This window comes from Pseudomonas sp. (assembly GCF_041601375.1).
In the GTDB taxonomy this organism is placed as follows: domain Bacteria; phylum Pseudomonadota; class Gammaproteobacteria; order Pseudomonadales; family Pseudomonadaceae; genus Aquipseudomonas.
In genome coordinates this window covers 1-7,135 of sequence record NZ_JBFIIG010000200.1, presented here as the reverse complement: position 1 = coordinate 7,135, position 7,135 = coordinate 1, and the positions used below count along the sequence as shown (strand labels likewise).

8 protein-coding genes are annotated in these 7,135 nt (G+C 65.5%); 5 read left to right on the top strand and 3 right to left on the bottom strand.

The window, feature by feature from the left end:
* The coding region (locus ABZE94_RS18845) for a hypothetical protein (RefSeq protein WP_372877368.1) at positions 1-189 on the top strand (189 nt) is incomplete at its 5' end.
* A 321-nt stretch (positions 190-510) separates the two neighbouring features.
* Positions 511-1,536: a substrate-binding domain-containing protein gene (locus ABZE94_RS18840; RefSeq protein ID WP_372877366.1), complete on the top strand. Its 1,026-nt coding sequence runs from the start codon at positions 511-513 to the stop codon at positions 1,534-1,536.
* 121 nt (positions 1,537-1,657) lie between these two features.
* On the opposite strand, the gene ABZE94_RS18835 is transcribed toward ABZE94_RS18840, so the two are convergent.
* Positions 1,658-2,095 carry an HIT family protein gene (locus ABZE94_RS18835; RefSeq protein WP_372877364.1) on the bottom strand — a complete coding sequence of 146 codons (438 nt, stop codon included), beginning with the start codon at positions 2,093-2,095 and terminating at the stop codon, positions 1,658-1,660.
* Between the two features lie 310 nt (positions 2,096-2,405).
* On the opposite strand from ABZE94_RS18835, the gene ABZE94_RS18830 reads away from it, so the two are divergent.
* A complete protein-coding gene (locus ABZE94_RS18830) occupies positions 2,406-3,110 on the top strand; it encodes a glutathione S-transferase N-terminal domain-containing protein (RefSeq protein ID WP_372877362.1) in 705 nt (234 codons plus the stop codon).
* Positions 3,111-3,423: 313 nt separating this feature from the next.
* On the top strand, positions 3,424-3,735 hold the full coding sequence (locus ABZE94_RS18825) for a hypothetical protein (RefSeq protein ID WP_372877360.1): 312 nt from the start codon (positions 3,424-3,426) through the stop codon (positions 3,733-3,735).
* Between the two features lie 234 nt (positions 3,736-3,969).
* On the opposite strand, the gene ABZE94_RS18820 is transcribed toward ABZE94_RS18825, so the two are convergent.
* A complete protein-coding gene (locus ABZE94_RS18820) occupies positions 3,970-4,878 on the bottom strand; it encodes a DMT family transporter (RefSeq protein ID WP_372877358.1) in 909 nt (302 codons plus the stop codon).
* A 132-nt stretch (positions 4,879-5,010) separates the two neighbouring features.
* Between ABZE94_RS18820 and ABZE94_RS18815 the strand changes: the two genes are divergently transcribed.
* Positions 5,011-5,478 (top strand): Lrp/AsnC family transcriptional regulator, encoded by a 468-nt coding sequence (locus ABZE94_RS18815; protein ID WP_372877356.1) that lies wholly within the window; start codon positions 5,011-5,013, stop codon positions 5,476-5,478.
* Between the two features lie 192 nt (positions 5,479-5,670).
* Here ABZE94_RS18815 and ABZE94_RS18810 read toward each other — a convergent pair.
* The coding region (locus ABZE94_RS18810; protein WP_372877354.1) for a DUF3418 domain-containing protein at positions 5,671-7,135 on the bottom strand (1,465 nt) is incomplete at its 5' end.

The following is a 7,135-nucleotide window of genomic DNA, read 5'->3' as shown; positions in this document are numbered from 1 at the left end:
GAAAAAATCGGCGGCCTTGGCGGCAGAGATCCGGTTAAGGAACTCGTCCTGCAAGACGTGACTGGCTTTAAACATCACGCCCATCCTCTTATGGAGACTGTTGTTGTAAGAACTGCTTCTATGGGGCCAGCTCAGATGCGCGGCATGACTACCCGCGCATGGCAAACACACCCAAGTGACAGTGGGTAGTGGAATTTAGTGGCATAGCCATGACAGCTTCTTGCTGAAAGCTCTGGAGTTTTTGCGAAATACTATGAGCCGCGGAACTAACACCGAACGGCGACTCTGGCGACTCGCGGCCGAACATGCGGTGCAGCCAACCGGACAGGGGCCGTGCGCTAGCGACCTCGCTGCCTAGCCCCTGGGTATTGCCGCCCTGCTCCGGCACGACCACCTGACCCCGCGCCGCTGCAGTCCGGCGCCAGCCGCTATGCTCTATGGCATAGGGCCATCAATGATCCTGCTACGGGCGCGGCGGTTGCGCGGAGTCCGGGCGGAGGGAGGACTGCCATGAAGACGGCTGCCGTACTGCGTCTGCTGATCGCCGGCCTGCTCGGCCTGCTGATCACCGCCAGTCATGCCGACTGGACAGGCCCCAAGGAGGGGCCGGCGGCGCTGGCGGGCAAGCGGGTGCTGTTCCTCGCCTCCGACTTCCGCAACGGCGGGGTGGTCGCGGTGTATCGCAGCGTCGAGCGGGCGGCCAGGCTGATCGGCTGGCGGGTACAGGCGCTGGATGGGCATGGCGATGCTGCCGAGTGGCGGCGTATCGCCGAGCAGGCGTTGCAGCAGGCGCCGGACGGCGTGGTGCTGGGTGGTTTCGGCCCAAGGACGCTGGGGGAACTGCCGGCGCTGTTCCAGCAACGCAAGATAGCCCTGGTCGGCTGGCACGCCGGGGATACGCCGGGGCCGAGCGAGTGGCTGTTCAGCAATGTCACCACCGACCCGCTGGTGGTCGCGGACCTGGCCGCGGAACTCATCATCGGCGATGGCGCGGGCGGCGTGGTGATCTTCACCGACAGCCAGTTCGCCATTGCCACAACCAAGGCCGAGCGCATGGCCCAGCGCATCCGCGAGTGCCCCAATTGTCGGGTGCTGAGTATCGAGGACCTGCCGATCGCCAGGGTTTCCGAGGAAATCGCCGGCCGGGTCACGCACCTGCAGCAGCGCTTTGGTTCGGCCTGGACCCACAGCCTGGCGATCAATGACGTGTATTTCGACCATATCCATGTGCCCCTGGCGCGACTCGGGCGCCAGGATATCCGCCATGTGTCGGCCGGCGACGGCTCGGCCAGAGCGCTGGCGCGGATCCATTCCGGGCTGTCCCAGCAGATCGCCACCATTGCCGAACCGCTCGGTGCGCACGGCTGGCAAGTGATCGACGAATTGAACCGCGCCTTCTCCGGCGAGCCGCCCAGCGGCTTCGTCGCCCGGCCGCTACTGGTCACCACCGAGGTATTGCGCCAGAGCGAGACCATCAGCATCGAGCTGGATACCAGTCATGAGGCCAGCTACCTGCAGCTGTGGCGGCCGGACTGATGCGCGCAGAGGTTGTGAACATATCGAGCGCCGTCGCGAGGCCTTCTCCAGGTGTTGGCGCCACCGGTGCTTCGCCCCGTAAGGAGCGAAGCGACAGCGGCAGCAGATCGTCGTGCGGCCTTCAGCCGTGAAGGCGCTGCACCAGCCGTGCCTGCAGCTGTTCCAGTTCACCCGGGTCGGCCTTGCTGCTGGCGTGAACGCCCAGGCCCTGGCCGGCGAAGCGCGGGACTATGTGCATGTGGATGTGGAACACGGTCTGCCCGGCCGGGCTGCCGTTGAATTGCGCCACCTGCACACCCTCCGGCTGCAGTTCGTCCACCAGCAGCCGGGTCAGCCGCTGGGTCACCCGCATCAGCTTGCACAACTCGTCCGCATCGATATCCAGGATATTGCGCGCCGCCGCGCGCTTGGGGATCACCAGGGTATGGCCGTAGGACTGCGGAAACAGGTCGAGGAAGGCGAGCACGTCGTCGTCCTCGTACAGTTTGTAGCAGGGGGCCTCGCCGCGAATGATCTGGGCAAAGATGTTCTGCGGGTCGTAATCGCCGTGCAGGCTCATCGGGGTTCTCCGTTAACGGTGGTCGATGGGGCTGAACCATACCGGCTCGCGCTGACGCAGGGAACCATGGCACCCCGGCCATCAACCAGATTGATGCCAACTAGTACGACTATCGATTTTCGCGCAGGGGCCGATAGTGGTCTTATTCCTCCGGCAAGGCCCAGCACCAGCGTCCGCTGCAGCGACCCGCCCTCAACACCCCGAGCGGCACACTGGCTGCCGGCGCCCGCAGGCCGCCGCAACAATGCCCGACCCGCACCGCCCAGCGCCTGGTCCGGGCTGTTCCCACCGCCCGATGATTGGAAACCCTATGACCGACCTCTCCGCCTACCCCATCACCCGCAAATGGCCCGCCCAGCACCCCGAGCGTCTGCAACTCTATTCGCTGCCGACGCCCAACGGAGTCAAGGTGTCGATCATGCTGGAGGAAACCGGCCTGGCCTACGAACCGCACCTGGTCAGCTTCGCCGACAACGAGCAGCTGTCGCCGGAGTTCCTCTCGCTCAACCCGAACAACAAGATCCCCGCCATCCTCGACCCCAACGGCCCGGACGGCCAGCCGCTGGCGCTGTTCGAGTCCGGCGCGATCCTGCTGTACCTGGCGGAGAAGACCGGCCAGCTGATCCCCGAGGACGCCGCCGGCCGCTACGAAACCATCCAGTGGCTGATGTTCCAGATGGGCGGCATCGGCCCGATGTTCGGCCAGGTCGGCTTCTTCCATAAATTCGCCGGCAAGGACTACGAAGACAAGCGCCCGCGCGACCGCTACGTCGAGGAGTCCAGCCGCCTGCTCGGCGTGCTCGAGCAGCGCCTGGACGGCCGTCGCTGGATCATGGGTGACGCCTACAGCATCGCCGACATCGCCATCTTGCCCTGGGTACGCAACCTGCTCGGTTTCTACGAGGCCGGCGAGCTGGTGCAAATCGAGCGCTTCCCCCAGGTCACCCGCACCCTGGACGCCTTCCTCTCGCGCCCGGCGGTAATCCGCGGCCTGGCCATTCCCCAGCGCGGCTGAACCCGCGTTACCCATCATACAAACCATCAAGCTCCGCCTTGCCGCTGGTAGGGCGGGTGCAACCCGCGACAAGCCGGTTGGCATCCATGCCAAACACCCCTCTGCACAGCACCTCCACTCGGTCTCCTGACGGGATCGGGGACCGCGTTGCCTGGGCGATCGGCAGCCCCCCTTCGGTCTCCGCCGATTTCGGCTCGCGGCGCGGATAAAGCGGCCCCACGCGTTGTCGTATAGCCAGGTAGGCAGGCGGCTTCGATCGAACGGCGATCAAGCGCAACGCCCAGCCGGTGTCTTCTAGTGCGGAGGTGGTGAGATGAGCGTGAAGCCCATGCTGGGCCTGTGGCTGCTGTGCGCAATGGCTTCCGGCTGGCTGAACCCGGCGGCGGCCGACCATCGCTACGAGGATGACGAATGGGAGGAGGAGTACTGGGACGGCCCATGCAAGGTCGAGATCGAGTCCAAGGGCGACGAATACAAGGAAGAGATCAAATGCCCGCACGGCCACGGCGCCAGTTGGCCGCGGGGCGAGTGGAAGGACGAGTTCTGGGACGGTGGCTGCAAGGTCAAGATCGAGGCCAAGCACGACGAGTTCAAGAAGGAAGTCAAGTGCGATGACGATGATTGATCGGTTGTTCGGGCGCTAGCCGGAAGGGACTCGCTGATCGACGGCCGATGGGTATCGCTTCGCTCAAACCTACGCGGCCCGCCACAGCTTACGCGGGATCAATCATCAGCGACGCGGCGCCAAGCTGGCGGGTTGTCGCTACGCTGCGAATGGAACGCGCCATGGAACTGGGCGTCCCCGACTGGGCGTCCCCGCCGCTCCAACAAAGAGCCGACAGCTCGCGTTCCCCGCCGCTCACTCGCCCGTTTGCTCGGCCTGCGCTTGCACCTCGGCCTTCTTTCCCTGCGACCAACCCAGCGTCATGCCGGCGGCGGCGAGCAGGATGGCGGCGATGCCGACCAGCTGGATCGCATGCAGGCGATGGTCGAAGGCCAGATAGTCGACCAGGATAGCGACGATCGGGTAGATGAAGGACAGCGCCCCGGTCAGGTGGGTCGGCAGTTTCTGGATCGCACCGTACAACAGGATGTACACCAGGCCGGTATGCACCACGCCGAGGGTCAGCAGCGTTCCCCAGGTGGCCATATCGCTGGGCAGTTGTGCCAGGTTGGCGAAGGGCGCCAGCATCAGGGTGCCGACGCAGACCTGGATCAAGGCGATCAGGTGCGGCGGCGTGCCGTCGAGTTTCTTGGCGATGATCGCCGCCAGCGCATAGAAGAAGGCCGCGCCCAGGGCCAGGAGGATGCCGCCCAGGTGGTCGCTGCCGACGTAACCCGCACTGGGCTTGGCCTGAACGATCAGCAGCATGCCGATGAAAGCCAGGCCGAGCCACATGAGCTTGGTCAGGGTCAGCCGCTCGGCGAAGAACAGCGCACCGAACCCCACCAGAATGAACGGCTGGGTGTTGTACACCGCCGTGGCGATGGCGATCGAGGCGCGCGAATAGGCGGCGAACAGCAGCAGCCAGTTGAGCACGATGGCCACCCCGCCCAGCGCGGCGAACGCCAGCAGGCGCGGTGTGAGGATGCCGCGCAGCATGCCCAGTGCGGCGCATACGGCCAAGAGCACCGGCGCGCCGATCACGCAGCGCCAGAACACCACGTCCATCACCGGCTGGCCGGAAAGCACGACGAAGCCGCCGATGGTTCCAGAAATCATCATTGCCGCGCTCATCTCGAGCGTGCCGCGTGTTCTGCCGTTCATGCTGCACCTCCGCCAGTGGTCAGAGGCTAAAATATTATGTGGCGGCGCCTATTTACATGGTTTGAAAAAGGCATATAGCTAGATAAACCTAATTATCTAAGCAATACGGACGGATTTCATGAGAAACGAAAAATGATCGACGAGATCGACCAGAACATCCTCGAAGCGCTGCTTGAGGACTCGCGGATTTCCCTGAAGGAACTGGCCCGCCGGGTCGGCCTGTCGTCGCCCAGCGTTGCGGAGCGAGTGCGCCGCCTCGAAGAACGCGGGGTGATTCGCGGCTTCACCATCGAGATCGACCCCAAGGCGCTCGGCTACCAGTTGCAGGCCATCGTCCGGGTCAAACCGCTGCAGGGCATGCTGCATGTGGTGCAGAAGCTGATCGAGGATACCGCCGAATTCTGCGAATGCGACAAGGTCACCGGCGACGACTGCTTCGTGGTGCGCTTGCATGTGCGCTCGATCGACCAGCTCGACCATATCCTCGACCGCATCGCCGACAAGGCGCAGACCAGCACGGCGATCGTCAAGTCGCAACCGATCAGGCGCCGCCCGCCGGGTATCGGCCAGCGCAAAGCGACGCCCGGGCGAGAGTCGTGAATGGTCCGATGGGTATCGCTTCGCTCATCCCAGGGTTGAGCCCGCAGGCTTGGCGGCCATGGGTCGCGCTTATTGCGAACGTGCAGATTGACCACGAGCCGTAGGGCGCGCGGAGCCGCCTAGGCCGTGCGCACCAGCGTGCGATCGCGGAGAACGCCTCGGTGCGCACGGCGCACCCTACGCCATGACCGTTCAGCCCTCGACCTGGCTCCATTGCTTGCTCAGGCGCTTGTCCGAGACCGCCAGCTTGGTGCCGAGCTGCTGGGCGAACAGCGACACCCGGTATTCCTCGAGCATCCAGCGATACAGGGTGAGCTGCGGGTCGCGCTTGCCTTCCTGGCGGTGCTTGCCCAGGCGCGCCTGGTACTGTTCCCAGTAGCCGGCCAGCTCGCCGCTCCAGACCCGGTCGCGCTGCAGCTGGGCACCGATCTTGTCCAGGCGCTGTTCGATGGCTTTCAGGTAACGCGGCAGCTCCTTGAGCCATTCGCCCGGGGTTTCGCGGACGAAGCCTAAGTAGACCAGGTTGCCCAGCTGCTGCTTGATGTCGTTGAGGGCGATGGCCTGGGCCAGGTCGATCTTGCCCTTGAAACGCTTCTGCAGGCCGTGCCAGAGCTTGAGGATCTCCAAAGTCAGCCTGGCCAGGCGCTCGGCGTGAGCGGTCCAGTCGCCGCGTTTGCGTTCGGCCAGGGCCGCGAGGGCGGCGCCGTCGCGGGGCAACGTGGCTTCGCCGTCGAGAATGCAGCTGTCCAGACTGGCCAGGAGGATGTCCTCGACCAGCGCCTCGACCCGGCCCAGCTCGCGATGCAGCAGGCCCAGTTCGGTCAGCCCCGGCAGCTTGCCGCGGAGGAACTTGGCTTGCTCGGCCAGCTGTTGCAGGAGCAGGCGCTGCAGGGCGCGGCGGTGCTGGAATTCGGCCTCGGCCTGGGTCGGGAAGCGGCCCTCCTTGACCACTCCGGCCTCCTCCACCAGCGCCGGGTAGACCGTCAGCGACAGGCCGGCGATCTGCTGCTGGGTTTTTTCGGCCACGGCGACGAAGGCCTTGGCCTCGACCGACCGTTGGCTCTTCTCGGTCTGCGGCAAGGCCAGCGCGGCCTGGCTGGCCTCACTGAAGCGCGCGCACAGTTCGGCCAGGTCGCGGCCCTCGCCTAGGACCTTGCCGTGGCTGTCGACCACCTCCAGGTTCATCTTCAGGTGGTCGTCGAGCTGCGCTTCGGCCTCGGTCCAGGCCTCGTCGGTCACCCGCACCCCGGTCATGCGCTGCAGTTCGCGACCCAGGGCGGCGGGCAGGCTGCCCTGGCCGACGCTGAGCTTGCTCAAGGCGGCGCCGACGAAATCCGGTACCGGCACGAAGTTCTTGCGCAGCGCCTTGGGCAGGTTGCGCACCAGGGCGATGCACTTGGCTTCCAGCAGGCCGGGCACCAGCCATTGCAGGCGCTCGGCCGGCAGTTGCGGCAGCAGCGGCGCCGGCACGCGCAGGGTGACGCCGTCGCGCGGGTGGTTGGGCTCGAAGTGGTAGCTCAGCGGCAGGGTCAGTTCGCCCAGGTGCAGGCTGTCCGGGTACTGCGCAGCGGTGATCTCCTTGGCATCGCGGGCCAGCACGTCTTCCTCGCGCATGATCAGCAGCTGCGGGTCCTTCTGGCTCTCGGTCTTGTACCAG

What these genes read in the sequence shown, in the direction of transcription:
- ABZE94_RS18840 (WP_372877366.1), top strand. Translation starts at nt 511, where the DNA reads ATGAAGACGGCTGCCGTACTGCGTCTGCTGATCGCCGGCCTGCTCGGC.
- ABZE94_RS18815 (WP_372877356.1), top strand. Translation starts at nt 5,011, where the DNA reads ATGATCGACGAGATCGACCAGAACATCCTCGAAGCGCTGCTTGAGGAC.
- ABZE94_RS18825 (WP_372877360.1), top strand. Translation starts at nt 3,424, where the DNA reads ATGAGCGTGAAGCCCATGCTGGGCCTGTGGCTGCTGTGCGCAATGGCT.
- ABZE94_RS18835 (WP_372877364.1), bottom strand. Translation starts at nt 2,095, where the DNA reads ATGAGCCTGCACGGCGATTACGACCCGCAGAACATCTTTGCCCAGATC.
- ABZE94_RS18830 (WP_372877362.1), top strand. Translation starts at nt 2,406, where the DNA reads ATGACCGACCTCTCCGCCTACCCCATCACCCGCAAATGGCCCGCCCAG.
- ABZE94_RS18820 (WP_372877358.1), bottom strand. Translation starts at nt 4,878, where the DNA reads ATGAACGGCAGAACACGCGGCACGCTCGAGATGAGCGCGGCAATGATG.